At 61.4% G+C, this 16,007-nt stretch carries 14 protein-coding genes; 4 read left to right on the forward strand and 10 right to left on the reverse strand.

Annotated elements, in window-relative coordinates; translation table 11 throughout:
- Position 1: 1 nt before the first annotated feature.
- Positions 2 to 1,327, reverse strand: a complete 1,326-nt coding sequence (locus ACX80C_RS04405) for an AAA family ATPase (RefSeq protein ID WP_459325022.1) — start codon at positions 1,325 to 1,327, stop codon at positions 2 to 4.
- The gene (locus ACX80C_RS04410; RefSeq protein ID WP_459325023.1) at positions 1,324 to 1,977 is read right to left on the reverse strand and encodes a CpaB family protein; all 654 of its coding nucleotides are present in this window, start codon (positions 1,975 to 1,977) and stop codon (positions 1,324 to 1,326) included. The genes ACX80C_RS04405 and ACX80C_RS04410 overlap by 4 nt, the downstream gene beginning before the upstream one ends.
- Positions 1,978 to 2,189: 212 nt before the next feature.
- On the opposite strand from ACX80C_RS04410, the gene ACX80C_RS04415 reads away from it, so the two are divergent.
- Positions 2,190 to 2,417: a helix-turn-helix domain-containing protein gene (locus ACX80C_RS04415; RefSeq protein WP_459325024.1), complete on the forward strand. Its 228-nt coding sequence runs from the start codon at positions 2,190 to 2,192 to the stop codon at positions 2,415 to 2,417.
- A gap of 71 nt (positions 2,418 to 2,488) precedes the next feature.
- On the opposite strand, the gene ACX80C_RS04420 is transcribed toward ACX80C_RS04415, so the two are convergent.
- The gene (locus ACX80C_RS04420; RefSeq protein WP_459325025.1) at positions 2,489 to 3,040 is read right to left on the reverse strand and encodes a hypothetical protein; all 552 of its coding nucleotides are present in this window, start codon (positions 3,038 to 3,040) and stop codon (positions 2,489 to 2,491) included.
- 118 nt (positions 3,041 to 3,158) lie between these two features.
- Between ACX80C_RS04420 and ACX80C_RS04425 the strand changes: the two genes are divergently transcribed.
- Positions 3,159 to 3,881 carry a LysM peptidoglycan-binding domain-containing protein gene (locus ACX80C_RS04425; RefSeq protein ID WP_459325027.1) on the forward strand — a complete coding sequence of 241 codons (723 nt, stop codon included), beginning with the start codon at positions 3,159 to 3,161 and terminating at the stop codon, positions 3,879 to 3,881.
- Between the two features lie 18 nt (positions 3,882 to 3,899).
- Entirely contained in the window at positions 3,900 to 4,445 is a 546-nt protein-coding gene (locus ACX80C_RS04430; RefSeq protein ID WP_459325028.1) for an Rv3235 family protein, read from the forward strand.
- Between the two features lie 35 nt (positions 4,446 to 4,480).
- On the opposite strand, the gene secA is transcribed toward ACX80C_RS04430, so the two are convergent.
- From secA to mtrA, 7 genes are all read right to left on the reverse strand, one after another.
- On the reverse strand, positions 4,481 to 7,219 hold the full coding sequence (gene secA, locus ACX80C_RS04435) for a preprotein translocase subunit SecA (protein ID WP_459325029.1): 2,739 nt from the start codon (positions 7,217 to 7,219) through the stop codon (positions 4,481 to 4,483).
- Positions 7,203 to 8,519: a winged helix-turn-helix domain-containing protein gene (locus ACX80C_RS04440; protein ID WP_459325030.1), complete on the reverse strand. Its 1,317-nt coding sequence runs from the start codon at positions 8,517 to 8,519 to the stop codon at positions 7,203 to 7,205. The genes secA and ACX80C_RS04440 overlap by 17 nt, the downstream gene beginning before the upstream one ends.
- Before the next feature lie 28 nt (positions 8,520 to 8,547).
- Positions 8,548 to 9,273, reverse strand: a complete 726-nt coding sequence (gene hpf / locus ACX80C_RS04445) for a ribosome hibernation-promoting factor, HPF/YfiA family (RefSeq protein ID WP_459325031.1) — start codon at positions 9,271 to 9,273, stop codon at positions 8,548 to 8,550.
- Positions 9,274 to 9,379: 106 nt separating this feature from the next.
- Entirely contained in the window at positions 9,380 to 10,162 is a 783-nt protein-coding gene (locus tag ACX80C_RS04450; protein ID WP_459325033.1) for a ComF family protein, read from the reverse strand.
- Between the two features lie 254 nt (positions 10,163 to 10,416).
- The gene (locus ACX80C_RS04455; RefSeq protein ID WP_459325034.1) at positions 10,417 to 12,126 is read right to left on the reverse strand and encodes an LpqB family beta-propeller domain-containing protein; all 1,710 of its coding nucleotides are present in this window, start codon (positions 12,124 to 12,126) and stop codon (positions 10,417 to 10,419) included.
- A complete protein-coding gene (mtrB, locus tag ACX80C_RS04460) occupies positions 12,123 to 13,838 on the reverse strand; it encodes an MtrAB system histidine kinase MtrB (protein WP_459325036.1) in 1,716 nt (571 codons plus the stop codon). Before mtrB ends, ACX80C_RS04455 begins: the two co-directional genes overlap by 4 nt.
- A gap of 13 nt (positions 13,839 to 13,851) precedes the next feature.
- A complete protein-coding gene (mtrA, locus tag ACX80C_RS04465; RefSeq protein WP_167993794.1) occupies positions 13,852 to 14,529 on the reverse strand; it encodes an MtrAB system response regulator MtrA in 678 nt (225 codons plus the stop codon).
- Between the two features lie 246 nt (positions 14,530 to 14,775).
- Here mtrA and ACX80C_RS04470 point away from each other — a divergent pair, with 246 nt between their 5' ends.
- Entirely contained in the window at positions 14,776 to 16,005 is a 1,230-nt protein-coding gene (locus tag ACX80C_RS04470; protein WP_459325037.1) for a glycerophosphoryl diester phosphodiesterase membrane domain-containing protein, read from the forward strand.
- Positions 16,006 to 16,007 lie beyond the last annotated feature (2 nt).

Genomic DNA, 16,007 nt, shown 5'->3' on the forward strand with positions numbered 1-16,007 from the left:
CTTACTGTGAGAGCCTAACGCCGTTGCCGGAAAACTTCATTTCGTTGTGGGGTGCTCCAGTGGAGCCCCTCCGCCGTTGTTCAACCGGCGCATTGACCAGCCCTGCAATACTCTGTCGCAACGGCGACGCAGGCGCTGCCTCGCAGAGGGTCGAACCCGCCAGCAGCGCGGCATCCGCGGCGTCAAAATCGGCGGGTAGAAAGGCGGAAATCGCGGATGCCGGCCCAAAGCGTTCCCAGGCCTCCCGCAGCTGGCGTTCCGGGGAGCGCCCCACGGAAGCGGCACGAACCTTGTTGAAGATCACGCGCGGTACCACCGTCGGTACCGCCTCTGCGAGTTCGGTGAGACCGCGGACAAGACGGGGAACGCCAATGGAATCGGCGGCCCCCACCGCGTATACCTCGTCGGCGAGTTCGAGACAGCGCAGCGTTGCACCGTTACGCCGGGGCGCCAGCGTGTCAAAGCTCAACTCCTCGTCCGCTTCCAGCCCGAAACCACAGTCGACGACGACGGCGTCCGCACTTGAGCGGGCCACTGCGATGATCCGGCTGAGGGCGGAGGGCCGGACTTCAGCCCAACGGTCCGGCCGCGTGATTCCGGTGAGGACGTTCAGTGCGTTTCCCCCGATGAGCACCTCAGAGCAGACCCGCGTCAGCATGGCGGAGTCCAACGATCCCTGATCAGCGAACCGGCATGCTTGGGCGATGGCCGCGGACTCGTCCAGGAGCCCAAGGGAGGCAGCGATACTCGCGCCATACGTATCCGCATCGATCAGAAGTACACGTAAGCCTGTTGCCGCGAGTTCGGCGGCAAGGTTCACTGCGACGGTCGTGCGCCCGGGCGCGCCGGTAGGGCCCCAGACTGCGATTACCCGCCCATCGCCGTCGGGCTCGGGATCCGCTGTGGGCGTAGGGGTCCGCGGCGCCAAGGAATCCGCCGTTTCGGCGAAGGAACTGCTGGTGCCTGCGCCCCTGTGCAGATCCAGATCTGCGACGGCCAAGGAAACCTGTTCAGCCAGAACGGCGGGTTCCACGTTGGTTCCTGCCTGCCTGATGTTCAACGCACGCAGACGCTCCTGTGCATCATTGTCATCGGCGAGCGCCACTACGGCCACATCAGCCGCGCGCAGGCGGTCCAGGAGCGAAGCCGTGAGCTCACCCGCGTCAAAAGCGATGATCGCTGCGCGCGCGATGCCTGTCTGGCACGCCGCAATCATTTCGGTGAATTCCTCGCAGCGGCGGACAACGGTAACCGGTCCCCGCAGCTGTTCCAGACCGGTGACGCACTCGCCTGCTGACCGCCCGACCGTAACTACCGGGATACTCATCGCGCTCCCGCGTTCACGACGACAGCAATTCTCGCTTCATTGGACAGGGCGTCAAGAAGGGCCGGCAGTGTCTTGTCATCGACCAGAACGAAGATGCGCACGGATTGACTCGCCCCCAGGGCGGAATCGTCTTCCGTGTAGTCGAAGATTTCCGCTCCCTCGAGCAGCAATTTCGGCTCGCCGTAGTCATCTCCCTCGCCACGCGGTGAAACCCACACGTCCACACGGTCACCGGTTGCCGTTCCGGAGGGCAACGGGTCCTCGATTGTCAGTCCGACGGGCTTTCGATCGAGTTCATCCGCAGCCGCAATTCCCGACGCCGGCAACAGTTCTCCCGCGCGGATCAGGCGCTGCGCCACCGCGTTATCCGGAATCCCTTCGCTCACCAATCGATATAGACCCTGGACATCACCCAACCGAACCGGCACAACGTCGAAGTCCTCCACCGTAAGTTCAGCACCGACGGCGAGGTCATCGCGGGCTGCATAAACATCGGTAGTGCTGTCCACGCTCTCCACCAGGGCAATAACGCCGGCGATCGAAACGCAGACCAGCAGCAGGCCAATCAGCAGCCGGGGGTCCTTCCAGGACGGCTTACGGAGGCGAACCGGCGCGTTGACTGCCGATGGACTTTCGGTTCTGAGACTCACTGATACTCCCCTGTTTCACGTTGGCGCGGAACACATGCGCCGGGCAACAAGACATGGGTTGCCGAAGCAATTCTCTTGTACCTTGCCAGCAAATGGAAACGAACTGCGTCCAACAACATGAAACTGTGGATAACCGGCGTTGGGGCGCCTTCAGTGATGGCAAGATAGACGCAACAGGTTTCTTGCGTCGGGCGAAGGGAAAGGCGGCTTTCGTGGCAGAGAAACGATTCATGACGTTGGCCGATGTGGGAGAAGTGCTCAACATCTCCTCGTCGCAAACCTATGCGTTGGTGCGCTCCGGTGAGTTACCAGCCATTCAGGTGGGTGGCCGCGGTCAATGGCGGGTGGAGACGCAGGTCCTCGAGGACTACATCGCGCGCGCTTACCAGAAAACGGCAGCGAGCCTGAAGGAAGGCATCCACGCCGAGCAGGACGTCTGACGGGTCTATCTCGATCAGGGCGGCGCATCACAGATGCGCCGCCCTGATCCGATAATCCTCGCCGTTAGATGCTAGCTGCGGGAGGACACAGCTGCTATCCCGGTGAACGGGACCCCATATACTGCGCCGACACTGCCTGAGCGTCGCTGCTCCCCAGGCAGTACGGCTGCAATCTCCATAAAGTCCTTGCCTACCCGGTCGATTGTGCCCTCGATGCGGGCACCGGCGTCGGAGCGATGCACCACTACATGGCTCCGGTCTCGGGCAAGGGTTCGCAGGGCTGAAGCCAGACCCAGCGCGGACCGCACCCTCGAAGTATCACCGAGCACTTTCCGCCCCAGTCCCTCAACGAGCTGAACTGCCACTAGAGGGATAACGACGTCGCCGGTCGCCTTACTGAGCACTACCCACTCGGACCCTACATGGGTCAATTCGCCGTCGAACAGTTCGCCCCCTGAGACCCTGATTCTCAGGATCAACCCGAGTTGCCCCCGCAAGCGGTCTATCAGCAGTATGCCCGACTGCTCGAGCCGGACGCGGTCGGCAATCTCTGACTCCTCCGCCAGCCGTTCAGACGCAGCAAATTGAACCTCAAGGTCATCGAACAACGCTCTCCATCGCACTGGGCAACCCTATGGGTCGTCCACATGCGGGTCAAGAGTGGACAACTAACTCCATTGAGTGTAAACAGGTGATGTCAAACGGTTTAAACAACATCAAATGGCATCAAATGAGGTCCAAATGGTTCAGAAGACGGATATAGCGATGGCGTTGGGCGTACTCCTGCTCGGTGCTGGACTCTACTTCATCGGGGGCTCGCTGGCAGCTTTTCTACATCGGAGCACCAATGAGCCGGGCGTGGAGAGTCTGGTGGGTCTTGCGGTGAGCATTCTGGGCCAGCTGGTGCTGGTCTGGTGGGCGCTCACATTCTGCATTGCCCTGATTGCGGAAATCCTGTCGCGGCGCGGCCTGCATCCGGCAGCAACACGTACAGGATCATTCTCACCCGTGTTCATGCGGAGTCTGGCGTGCGCGGTGCTCGGATTCAGCTTATTCGCTGTACCCGCGGCACATGCAGATGCGCCGGCTCCGGCCAGCGTGGCGGTTGCCCAGGAGGCTCAGCAGGCCGCAGAGGCTGCGGCCCCCAGTCCACTTTGGGCTGCTGCAGGAGAGACACATGTTCCGGAGCCTCTTTGGCAGCCGACAGCACCTCCCGCAGACGGGGGCCTTCTGGTGAAGGCTGATCGCACTGCCGGACCGAGTTCAGCGAATACAGCTGAGGTCATCGTGCAACCGGGCGATTCGCTGTGGTCAATAGCTGCGAAGCATCTCGGTCCAACGGCCTCCGAAGCTGAAGTAGCCAAAGCCTGGCCGCAGTGGTTCGCGGCCAACAAGCAGGTAATCGGCGAGCAACCCGACCTTCTCCTACCCGGCCAGGTTCTCTACGCACCAACTGGATCCTAAGTAAAGCGAGGAATTCACATGAGTATGATCGCCCATCTGAGCCCGGCCGCTGCCTATGGGGCTCTGGCGTCTGCCAGCGGTGCACCCAGGCCGGTTCTGCCGAGGTCTGCGCACACCGGACCTCGCGACGACGCCTCGGTCGTGGTCCCATTGACTCGGCCTTCCGAACCCGCCCCTAGCCCAGAGCCTGAGATCCCTGAGGAACTCGAAGCAGTTGCACGCAAAGTTGCACGTGGAGCTCTTGAGGTGCTGGGTGGCACGAGGCCACTGCAGCAGATGGCTCGGCTGCTGGATGCCCGAAGCTACGAGCGCCTTCAGTTGCGGGCGAACCTGGTGCGCAGCGTTGAGCAATCGAACGACCAGATCGGGAAGGGATCTTCCAGCGCAAACACGGTGCGCCTTCACCGCAACGTCATGATCCGTACTGTCCGAATCTGTGCCATCTCCGAGACCATATTCGAAGCCTCTGTGGTTGCGGCCGAGCAGCGCAGGGCCCGCGCCATCGCCCTACGCATTGAACGGTGGCGCGGGCAATGGCGGGTGACCGAGATGCAGATAGGCTGACGCCGTCTCAACGGCAGAAACGGCGTCAGTATTGACTATTTGCGGCGACGCTTGGCTGATGCCCGTTGCGCGGCCCTGGTTTCCTTACCCGTGTCTGGAGTGGATTCATTACGACGGCGTTCCACCCTCGTCTCAACCTCGCCTTCCGCATTCGGAGCACTGAAATTCAGGCTGGCAGGGCGCTCCGGCGCTTCAAGTCCTGCCGCTTTGATCGTCGGCGTATCTACCAGACCGCGCCCGTCAGCTACTCCCGGAAGGCCTGTCTGCTGGGCCGGCGTCACCTCAACCTCGAGATTGAAGATATAGCCAATGCTTTCCTCGCGGATAGCTTCCATCATGGCCTGGAACAGCACGAACCCTTCGCGCTGGTACTCCACCAGTGGATCGCGTTGGGCCATGGCGCGGAGACCGATGCCCTCCTTCAGGTAGTCCATCTCATAGAGGTGTTCCTGCCACTTCCGTCCGATGACCGAGAGCACAACCCGGCGCTCCAGCTCACGCACCGACTTCTCGCCGAGCGCAGCTTCCCGCTGCTGGTATGCGAGCTTCGCGTCAGAAAGGATCTCGGCATGGAGGAAGTCCCTCGTGACCTTTGATTTCCCGCCGGCTTCCTCAACCACTTCATCGATGGTCAGGCTGATGGGATACAGGGTTTTGAGGTTGGTCCAAAGCTGTTCGTAGTCCCAGTCATCGCCGTGTCCCTGCACCGTCGCCTCGTCAACCATCGCCGTCACGACATCCTCAAGGAAGTGCGCAACCTTCTCATGCAGGTCATCGCCCTCGAGGATTCTCCGCCGATCACTGTAGATAGCCTCCCGTTGACGGTTGAGGACATCGTCGTACTTCAGGACATTCTTCCGCTGTTCGGCGTTACGGCCCTCAACCTGCCCTTGGGCGTTCTCGATCGCCTTCGAAACCATTTTCGACTCAAGAGCCACATCATCCGGCATGGTCGAGCTGTGCATAATGCGCTCGGCCGCACCTGAATTGAACAGCCGCATCAAATCATCGGTCAGTGAAAGATAGAAGCGCGACGCCCCAGGGTCACCCTGGCGACCTGAACGGCCCCTCAATTGGTTATCGATCCGCCTGGATTCGTGGCGCTCGGTACCCAATACGTAGAGGCCGCCGAGCTCGCGCACCTCGTCCTGCTCGGTCTGTACGGACTCTTTCGCTGCAGCGAGTGCTTTCGGCCATTCGGCCTCGTACTCGTCCGGGTTTTCGGCGGGGTGGAGGCCCTTCTTTTCCATGGCAGTCACCGCGTTGAACTCCGCGTTACCGCCGAGCATGATGTCGGTGCCGCGACCTGCCATGTTGGTTGCGACCGTGACCGCGCCCTTTCGACCTGCCTGAGCGACGATCGCCGCTTCCCGGGCATGGTTCTTGGCGTTCAGCACCTCGTGCCGGATGCCGGCCTTCGCCAACTGCTTGGAAAGGTACTCGCTTTTTTCCACCGAGGTGGTGCCCACGAGCACAGGCTGACCAAGTTCGTGGCGTTCCGCGATGTCCTTGACGACCGCCTCGAACTTGGCGATCTCGTTCTTGTAGATCAGGTCCGAGCGATCCTCACGGACCATCGGCATGTTGGTCGGGATGGGAACGACGCCGAGTTTATAGGTACCCATGAATTCCGCAGCTTCTGTTTCTGCGGTACCTGTCATGCCGGACAACTTCTCATACAGGCGGAAGTAATTCTGCAGGGTCACTGTGGCGAGCGTCTGGTTCTCGGCCTTGATCTCGACGCCTTCCTTCGCCTCGATCGCCTGGTGCATGCCTTCGTTATAACGCCGGCCGGCGAGGATACGGCCTGTGTGCTCGTCGACAATCATGACTTCGCCGTTGAGGACCACGTAGTCCTTGTCGCGCTTGAACAGTTCCTTTGCCTTGATGGCGTTGTTGAGGAATCCGATCAGGGGTGTGTTCGCCGACTCGTACAGGTTCTGTATACCGAGGTAATCCTCAACCTTCTCGATTCCACCCTCCAGCACGCCGACCGTGCGCTTTTTCTCGTCAACCTCATAGTCGGTCTCCCGCGTCAGCCGCGTAACCACCTTGGAGAATTCGGTGTACCAACGGTTGACGTCACCGGATGCCTGACCCGAGATGATGAGGGGTGTGCGGGCTTCGTCGATGAGGATGGAGTCGACCTCGTCAACGATCGCGAAGTTATGCCCGCGCTGTACCAGCTCGGTTGCGCTCCAGGCCATGTTGTCGCGCAGGTAATCGAACCCAAATTCGTTATTGGTTCCATAGGTGATGTCTGAGGCGTACTGTTCACGGCGCGTTGCCGGGTCCTGCTTCGAGAGGATGCACCCACAGCTCATGCCCAGGAAACGGAATACCCGGCCCATGAGGTCGGACTGGTACTCGGCAAGGTAATCGTTGGTAGTAACGACGTGGACGCCTTTACCCGTCAGCGCGTTGAGGTAGGCGGGCGCTGTGGCGACAAGGGTCTTGCCCTCACCGGTCTTCATCTCAGCGATGTTGCCGAGGTGAAGGGCGGCTCCACCCATGAGTTGGACATCGAAGTGCCGAAGCCCAAGAGTTCGGCTCGATGCTTCCCTTACGGCGGCGAATGCCTCCGGCAGCAGCGCCTCCAGCGTTTCACCGTCCTGATAACGCTGTTTGAGCTTCTCTGTTTCTCCCCGCAGCTCCTCGTCGCTGAGGCCGCGGAACTCGTCCTCCAGGACGTTGATCGCGTCAGCGTAATTGCGGAGTTGTTTCAGTGTCTTCTTATCGCCGGTACGTAGGACTCGTTCAAGAAGTGATGGCACTGGTTTTTGCTCCCAATCTAGGTACGCCGCTTTCTGGCGAGTTCAGTCTACGCGAGAGACGTACTGTCCCCCGATTTAGTTCCCAACCGTGCTCGCCGGCCATCAAGGCTCCCAGCTCCGCAGAGAGATCGCCACGCTCTTCCACGACAATCTGGCTGAGCCCCAACCACTGCGCCATCAGCATCAGTTCCTCCACCAGTTCGACGCCGGTATCCGCCGGCTTCGACGGCTCGCCGTGCGCAGCCCGCACCAGGAGCCGGCCGGAGGGACGGTCCGCCTTCAGGTCCACTCGCGCGACCATTTGATCGCGCAGCAGGAAGGGCAGTACGTAGTACCCGAATTGCCGCTTCTGAGCCGGCGTATAGATTTCGATGCGGTAGTGAAAGTCGAAGAGGGCCAAGAGCCGTCGCCGTTCGAAAACCATGGAATCGAAAGGGCTCAGAAGCGCACGACCGACGGCTGACCGCGGAAGAATGGACCCGGCGAATCGGTACGCCGGCTGGGACCAGCCCTGCACACTGACCGGAACCAGTGTGCCGCGCTGCACCAAAGTATGGATCGCGGCCGTTGTCGGCTTGATCGGTGTCCGGAAATAGTCGGCTATGCAACGCACCATCCCGATGCCCAGCGCTTTCGCTGCACGTTCGGCAAGGTGGAGATAGGCCTCCTCGGCGGGCACATCCACCTGGGTATGGACCAGATCCGGCATGACTTTCCCGGTGAGGGTGTAACGTCGCTCAAACTGTGGTGTCCTTCCCGCCGATGTCACCAGCCCGTGCTGGAACAGGTCCTCCAGCACCCGTTTGACCGAGGACCAATTCCAGCCCCATTGGTCCGAGGTTCTATCCTCGACATGGCCGATTCGGTCCTGTACCTGCGCAGCTGTGAGCGGCCGGGATTTTCCCAGCAGTTCCAGAATGCGCGAGCTCAGCGACTCCCTTAGTTCCTCCGGAAGGGAGGAAGCGCCGGCCCACTTTCGGCTCTGGACGGTCAGCAGATAGGGGAACAGTGCCGGTCGGATGAAACTCGCCTCGTGCGCCCAGTATTCGGCGAGCCGACGCGGCGACTGCCCGGCCATACGGTCCAGCAACGCGCGGTCATATGCGCCGGCCCGTGCGAAGACCGGGAGGTAATGGCTACGGGCCAATACGTTGACGGAGTCAATCTGCAGGAGCTGGATCCGCTCAAGGATACGGCCCACCTCCCGCGTCCCCGCGGAATCGGTGGGCCGTACTCTTGACAGTCCCTGTGCCTCCAAGGCGATCCGGCGTGCCTGTGGGAGAGTCAGGGTGGAGGTCATTGCTCGATCATAGATGCCGCTTCGGAAATCAAGCCGTAGCCGATTCGCGCGACCGGTAGGCGACGAGCTCCTCGTGCGGGTCTTCCTGGCCGTCTGCGCACTTCGAGTCGAGGGTGATGACGCCATAGGTCCAACCCTGACGCCTGTAGACCACCGATGGGGCTCCTGTCAGCGAATCCACGAAAAGGTAGAAATCGTGTCCCACAAGTTCCATGTTGTCGACGGCGTCATCCAGGCTCATCGGCGTTCCCGAGAAGACTTTCCTGCGAATCAGTACCGGCGAATCCCCGGCCGGTACATCGTCCGCTATCTCATAGCCGGACTGTTCCGCCGAGTTAGCGCCGTCGCTGCCTGTGTGGTTCGACGATTCGGCATAGATGGGCTTACTGGTGCTGGCGGGTTCCAACCCGGCCGTCGCTTCACGCACCGCAACCGGTGTGTGCCTGCCGTGGTGCACCTTGCGCCGGTCCCGCGCGCGGCGAAGCCTTTCCAGCAGTTTGCTGTAGGCAAGATCGAACGCCGCGAATTTGTCTGCGGCTGATGCTTCGGCACGGATAACCGGGCCCCGTCCCATCACCGTAAGCTCAACGGTGAGCGCACTGTCCGCCTGACGCGCATTTGGCTCCTTGGTTACCTTCGCGTCAAGCCTTTGGACCTTGTCCCCCAGCTGTTCGATTTTGTCGATCTTCTCTTCCGCATACTCGCGGAAACGGTCCGAAACGGCCAGGTTTCTCCCGTTGATCATGAATTCCATTAGTGCCCTCCAAAATCGCTTAGGTGACACAACAGCGGCCGAGGATGTTCTCCTTCCAGCCGCTGTCGACGGGTAACTGTCTTCGTTGCGATACCCATACTTCACGTTAGTTCACGCGATGTTTGAATTCACCCCTACCGGCGGGTTTTTTTCGGTGGGTTGACTGGGAGTCCGCTGTCAGGTCTCTGTTAGCTGTCGGTTCTTCCGTGTCGCGTCCACGGCGACCGCGAGGGGCGGGAGTTGCCGCGATAACGACGGCGCCCGCCACCTTGGCGCCAAGTCCGCGAAGTACCCTGGTGGTTTCCGCCAGCGTGGAGCCGGTGGTCAGTACATCGTCAACGATCAGGCATACACGCCCACGGAGAACCTGCTCATAGGCGGGAACAGGCTCCATGCTCCCGGCAACATTTGAACGCCGCCCGCGCCTCCCAAGGCCCTTCTGACCTGACTTCGCAACGGTTGAGATTGCACTCGCAGCGGGGGTACGCACGTTGCGGACCGCCGCGACCAGCACCGCACCGGCTGGTAGCTCGCCACGTCTCGCCAAACCGCCCAGCAGCAGGGCGAGTGGGTCGTAGCCTCGGCGCCTGAACGAAGCACCCTTGCCGGGTACCGGGACAAGAACGACGTCGGCGGCATGGGCGCAGAGTGACACGCCGGCTTCGTGCAGGGCTCCTGCGAGCGCGGCCTGCAGCCACCGCAGCAGATCCGTATGCCCATGATTCTTGTATGCCAGCAACACAGCCGCGAGCGACTTCTCGTAACGGCCGGAGGCGATGACGGGCAGGGGCAGGAAGCCTGTACCGTCCGCTTGTGGCTGGGAACCCCTGACCTCCGAGGCGGGCAGACCGTCGGCGCTCCCCTCCGCCCGGAATGGCCGGACAGTCATACGCCGAAACGTCTCGGTGCAGTTCATACACAGGGAACTGTCCGGACGTTCGCACACGACGCACTCGGTAGGAAAGAGAAGCGACCAGAACTCTCCGAACGCTGCTCCAGTCCTCACCGACCAGGGACGGAGCCGAAGATCGTCGAGGCTCCTAGCGAGGCGGTTCCAGTGCACCCTCTTCACCTTGCCGGATTGAAGCGTGCACTGTGAAGAAACTAAGCGCTATGTGGATAAACTCACGAACTTCGAGGAACCTAACCGGGGAAGGCAGGGTCACGCGCCGGCACGTCCTGGTTGTTCCACGTGCTGCCTACCAGCTGCCAAATACTCCCAGCGCTCTGTGCGAAAAGAGCCGTCGTCCCGCTTCCGGCGCTGATGTGTTCAATCGGGAGCGACGTTTCGCTTTGTGGTGGCTGAAAGTCGGTTGACTCCCCTGCAAACGGGATGAGCGTCGCGACGACCGGATCTTCATCAGACGTCTGCGCGACGAGAACTGAGGTTTCCGACACCCACTTTGCCGCGTTGACCGGTCCGGACGCGTCGAGGGAGATTGGCTCGCTGAGGCTCTGGGGCACGCCCTCTTCCGTTCGGCTGACACCGGAGAGAAGAACCTGGCTCTGACCGGACTGCTGGGTCACAATCAGGGCCCTAGCACCGTCTCGTGAGATACGGATTTCACTGATGGTCCGATCTCCGAGCCACGGGGTAAGAACCTGCACTGCGTCGCCATCGTTGCCACCCGGTGAGATGGCGCGCACATAGGAGGACTCGTTGTTGGTCCCTGCAGTCCAGAGCCAGCCGAGGGGGTCAAAGCTCGGCGCAGTCAGGTTCGATCCGGTCAGCACCGTTCTCACAGCCTCCCCTTCGCCGGTCGCGAACAACTGTGTTCTGGCGGCGTTGAGGAACGCGAAACTTCTGGTGCTGCCGTAGGACATGGCGGGATCGATCGGCTCTAGCATGGCGATGGAAGCCACGTCCTCGACCGGCCTCAGCGCCCCGCCTTCGAGATAGACCAGCTCGTTTTGGGAGATGGCGACCTGCTGACTTCCCACGGCCTGGTCTCGAATCGTATTCAGGTTCGCGTCGGAATCCGCGAGAGGCAGAGTGCCAGATCTCAGTTCGACCGAATTAACCGTATCGAGCGCAGTCAGCGTCACCTCGAGTTGCTGCTCCATCTGCTGGCGCTGAAGGTCATCTGTGCTGTCCAGAATCTCTTGAGTCAAATCAACGGTAGCGGTACCCGATTCGATGGGAACCGATTCGACCGCCAGCGCCGCGTTCTCCGGGAACGCGCTGATAACGGCGCCCTGCAGATACGGCGCGGGACCATTGATGAGTGCTTGCGCGATGTTCGAAGCAATCCCCTGACGGTTGACGAACCAGCGAACGTCCGGCACCCAGAACTCGCTGGTGCTGCTGTAGAAATACAGCTCGTGCGACTGCAGCAGATTTACCGCATCCGCGGTTGAGATCATGATCCCGTTCGGAATTTCCGCGACACGCCACTCACCCTCCACCCGCTCCATCCGAACGGAGAGGGACTCAGTGCTTCCGGCGGGCACATTGCGGCGTATTCCGGCTGCGTCGATGTAGCCGGCTACCTCGACCTGTAGCTGCAACTGTCCGTCTGTAGGCGTGGGACTGACAATGGGGTCAGAGCGGTAGATAGTGATCTCCTCCTCCGGCTCCCAGGTCTGCGCAAGCGCCGGCGTGAGGTATTCCCTGGCGACGCTGAAATTATCTGACACACCAACTCCTGCGAAAAGGAACCCCTCGAGCACTTCTGCCGCGTTGGAACCTTCCCTGGGCGGAGGAGGATTATTCACGAATCCCCCGTTGTTCTCCGCCTCGGCGGTCGCCTCGATGGTACCGACGGGACCAGCCGTGGGGATCGATGAGCACGCGGTAAGGATTCCCAGCAGAGCCAGAACGATGAGAAAGCGCGAGTTGCGCAGAGGCTTCATGAACGATCTCCCCCTGCTGCGCCATGCAAAGTCGGCAGGGCGTCCGGCGTCGCCTGATTTGATTCAACTGGTCCAGGTGGAAGCGCTGCCTGTCGGGGAGGAAGCGGCAGGGGCGAGACTTTGAGCACTGCGTCTCGCCGTTTCGGCAGGGTCAGCCGGAAGCAGGATCCCTCCCCGGGCGACCCCCAGGCCTGCAGCCAGGCTCCGTGCAGGCGGGCGTCCTCTGTTGCAATCGACAGGCCCAGGCCGCTACCGCCGGTTGTTCGAGCGCGCGCAGGGTCTGCGCGCCAGAACCGGTCGAATACCCGTGCCGCATCCAGCGGGGACATTCCGATGCCATGGTCCCGTACGGCAACGGCGACCGCATCCGGGTTGGAAGCGATGTAGATGTTGATGGGCTTGCCTTCGCCGTGTTCGAGCGCATTCATCACGAGATTACGCAGGATACGGTCTATCCGGCGCGGGTCCGCATCCACCACGCACTTGGTTTCGCTGGAGATCACAGTGATCTCCGACTTGTGGCTGTCTGCCAGGGGCTGCGCGCCGTCGATGACGTGCTCCACCAATTGGAAGATATCGGTGGGCTCCGCATCAAGCACCGCAGCCCCGGCGTCGAACCTTGAGATTTCCAGTAGGTCCGCGAGGAGCGCCTGGAAGCGCTCAACCTGGTTGTAAAGGATCTCCGCTGAGCGCCGGTTCACGGGATCGAAGTCACGGCGCGCTTCATGCAGGACTTCGGCCGCCATCCGCACCGTTGTGAGCGGCGTCCTTAGCTCGTGCGACACGTCGGAAACGAACCGCTGCTGCATCTGCGAGAGCTGTGCGAGCTGCGTGATCTGGTCTTGGAGGCTCGCCGCCATATGATTGAAGGAGGCGCCAAGCCGTGCTACCTCGTCCTCTCCCTGCGTCTCCATGCGTTCCTGCAGCTGGCCGGCAGCAAGTTTCTCCGATACCAGCGCCGCATGGCTGACCGGTCCCACCAGACTTCGGGTGACCAGCCAGACAATCGCGCCTATTGTCAGCAGCAGCAACGTTCCACCGATCCAGATGACACCGTGTATGTAGTCGAGTGTCGCTTGCATCGAAGAAAGATCGTAGAGAAGGTACAGCGCATACTCTGTCTGCTCAGGTGGGAGGGTCACCTGCGTGCCGAAGGCGATTCCCGGCACGTTAAGTTCGGTTCCGCTTGCCGAGGTTGGCAAGCTGGTAGGAGACCAATACTGTGCATCGCCTGTCCTGACCGCCTGGATCAGCTGGTCGGGAATCGCCGCTGACTCTGTGAGGTCGTTACTTCCGAACGGGGAAATGATGAAGTCGCTCGTTTGTTGTTCCGGCACGTCAGCCAGGATGAACTGACGGGGCGCGTCGGCGCCCCCGCCTTCCAGGCTCGGCAGGGTATCCCGTACGAGCTGGCCGGTATCTTCCTGACCAGTCACTGAAGTCTGAGCGAAAATCTGCTTCACTTCGCTCAGACCCTCGCTCGCCTCGGCCTTGAATTGATCCAGGCGTTCCTGGTAGAGACCGTTGGCAATCTGGCTGGAGAGGAAGGCACCGACAGCAACCAGCGCGACGGCGGTGAGCACCAGTGTGGACGTCACGGTCCGGAACAGCAGCGATCGTCGCCACCGACGCGCTACCCGCCCCGTGGCGGATCGGAACCCCCGCCACCCCCGGACCCCGGCATCTACCGCGGCACCGAAGGACTGGCTCACACGCCGCTTCAAATTACGCTTGTCCTGCCTTATATCCAACGCCTCGAACCGTGAGCACAATTTCCGGGGCCTCAGGATCGCGTTCGATCTTGGACCTCAGCCGCTGCACATGGACATTAACGAGCCGGGTGTCCGCAGCGTGCCGGTATCCCCAAACCTGCTCCAGCAGAAGTTCACGCGTGAACACCTGCCACGGTTTGCGGGCAAGCGCGACGAGTAGGTCGAACTCCAGCGGCGTCAGCGAAATACGCTCGCCTGCCCGGGTCACCGAGTGCCCCGCGACGTCGATACTGACCTCGCCGATTCGCAGCGTTTCCGGCGCTTTCTGATCACCCGGCCGAAGGCGTGCACGCACGCGGGCGACCAGTTCCGCCGGTTTGAACGGCTTGGGCACGTAGTCATCAGCACCGGATTCAAGTCCTCGGACTACATCCGAGGTGTCTGACTTCGCGGTAAGCATGACGATCGGAAGGTCCGATTCGTTGCGGATCTGCCGGCACACTTCGATGCCGTCCACACCGGGCAGCATCAAATCCAACAGCACAAGATCGGGCTTGGAACTGCGGAAGATCTCCAACGCCTGCGCGCCGTCGGCGCAGAACACCGGGTCGAACCCATCGTTGCGCAGTACGATACCGATCATCTCGGCCAGTGCTTCGTCGTCGTCTATGACCAGAATGCGTGCCTTCATGACTCCATGTTCTCCCATTGCCCCAACCAATGTCGCATTGGCGCGCGCTGGCGCACCAAGCACATCCGCCGTTCCGCTGCGCTCCTGTCATCCTAGAGGACGATTACTGGCCGCTCCGGGTCAGGAACAATTGGCCCTTCAGAACAGGAAAGACACTAAACGTCGGCGCCGGTAACTATAGTTCTAGATGAGCCGGGCGCAGTCGCAAATAAGGCACCGGCAGCAAATGTATGTAAGGGGATCATCATGAGCGGGAACTTCCCGGGAGGAAAACCGGAAGACCGGCCATGGCAGCCGCCCTCCGGACCGCCACAGCAAGGGCAGAACCAACCGCCCCAACCACAGTGGGGCCAAAACCAGCCCTGGCCCTCTGAGCAGCCCGTCAATCCGGGTGCCCAGGGGTGGCCGCCTTACCCGCCCGGCAGGGGTCCGGGGTATCAGGCCCCACCGAAACCAGGGATCATTCCGCTGCGTCCGCTCGGACTCGGCGAAATTCTCGACGGCGCTTTCCAGGCCTGCCGGCGCAACGCTCTTGCAACCTTCGGCTCCGCCATCCTCTTCCAGGTGATCGTCGGCATCATCACCGTCCTCCTGACTTTCGGACTGACCGGATCGATCGCGACGCTGGACCCGTTCACTGCTTCGACAGAGCAGACCGTGGGCCTGATTGCGTCATTCCTGTCTGTCGGCTCGGTCCTGATTCTCCTGACATCAGTAGGCGTACTGATCCTCCAGGGAGTACTGATCATCCCTATCGCAAGGGCCGTTCTGAACGAACGCACTGGTTTCAAAGCGCTGTGGAAACTCGCCGGGCGGCGCATCCTTCCGCTGCTGGGGCTGGGAGCCATACTGTTCCTGATCTGGGCCGTCTCGATCACCATCCTCGTCGTTATTTTTGTTGGCCTCGCACTGGCCATGGAGCAAGGTTCCATCGCAATCATCATCATTGGAACTCTGGCCGCCATCGCGGTCGCCGCCTGGCTCAACGTCAAGTGGGTCATGGCGCCGGCGGCGCTGATGCTGGAGAACGTAGGGCCAATCGCCGCCCTTCGCAGATCCTGGACCCTCACCACCGGAAACTGGTGGCGCACGTTCGGCATCCTTATCCTCACCGCGATCATCGTTTCCGTCATCACTCAGATCGTCACCATGCCGATCTCGCTCATCGGCGTCGGATTTGGGTCCTTCACCACCGATCCCGCCTCCTTTGAGACCGGAATGTTCCAGTCGCTTCCCATGCTGCTGATCCTGCAGTCGATCACGGCCGTCTTCACGGCCGTCGGATTTGCCTTCCAGGCCGGAGTGACTGCACTGCTTTACGTGGATCTCAGGATCCGGAGGGAAGGCTTCGATATCGTCCTCCTCCGGGAGAACGAAGCGCGCGCAACCGGCGTGTCACACCCAATCCCGGGCCAGGCCGCCGGGCAATTCGGGCATCCGGGGTCCGCAGGCCCGCCCTCCAGGACCGGGCCCTGAGT

The sequence above is a fragment of the Arthrobacter tecti genome, from assembly GCF_054511355.1.